This window comes from Bartonella sp. TS82HLJMH (assembly GCF_042193495.1).
GTDB classification, from domain to species: Bacteria; Pseudomonadota; Alphaproteobacteria; order Rhizobiales; family Rhizobiaceae; genus Bartonella; species Bartonella grahamii.
The window spans coordinates 1-825 of record NZ_JBHILU010000084.1; the positions used below are offsets into that span (position 1 = coordinate 1).

At 39.0% G+C, this 825-nt stretch carries 1 protein-coding gene; it reads right to left on the reverse strand.

Annotated features, from left to right (window positions below):
* Positions 1-10: 10 nt before the first annotated feature.
* The coding region (locus tag ACFIKO_RS09370) for a type IV secretion system protein (protein ID WP_375673906.1) at positions 11-825 on the reverse strand (815 nt) is incomplete at its 5' end.

Sequence of the window (825 nt, forward strand, 5' to 3'; positions counted from 1 at the left end):
TTTATCTCCTCTAGTTTCTATGTCTCCATAGATGTCCAAATGTAATTCCTTTTGCGAGAGAATTGGCAACGCTTGATAGTTTGAGTAACAGCATGATGGATATAATGGACAAGATGAGAGCCCCCCCAAACATGGAACTTATATTTTGGTTATAATCGAATTTCATATCGCTCAAATAGTTTGCAAAGATATTCATCATCAGATTAAATACAGTCGCTAAGAGCAGAAAGAGGATTATATAATTGACGACTTGGATTATCCATTGCTCGAAAAGGCGATGAGTTGGTTGCCAGAGCACAGCAATGATGAAGAGTGGTCCCCATCCTACGAGAAGTGTAATAGCGATTTTTGTCAGGAGCACGAGACCACCGCCGATTGCTACTACGAGGCTTGTTGCCAGCAAGATGATGATGCCTAAGAGACTGTAAAGCAGTCCATTGGCTTCGAAGAAGACAGTTTCTTGGAAAAGACGTCCTGCATATTGAAATCCTTTGCCTGCTGCTTTGTCTAGTAAATTCATTAATTGTGTATCAGTGAGTGGATTTGTTATGAGCGCTTTTGATAACTCATAGGGCATTTGTGTTATCAAACTCGCAATTTCACTTTGATAAAGTCCTGTGGTAAGAGCTATTGAAGTAATAATACTTATCCGTAGGAAACGATTTACAAATCCGGAGAGAGGCATATCTATAGCGCCACGAATGATGAGCCATCCATAGATGATGAAAGCAATTGTGATACCGATTGATACAAAGGGCGTAATTGTAGCTATTGTTTTTGAGGAAATATCCGTGACATATGTTTTTGTTATCTGATCAATTTTAT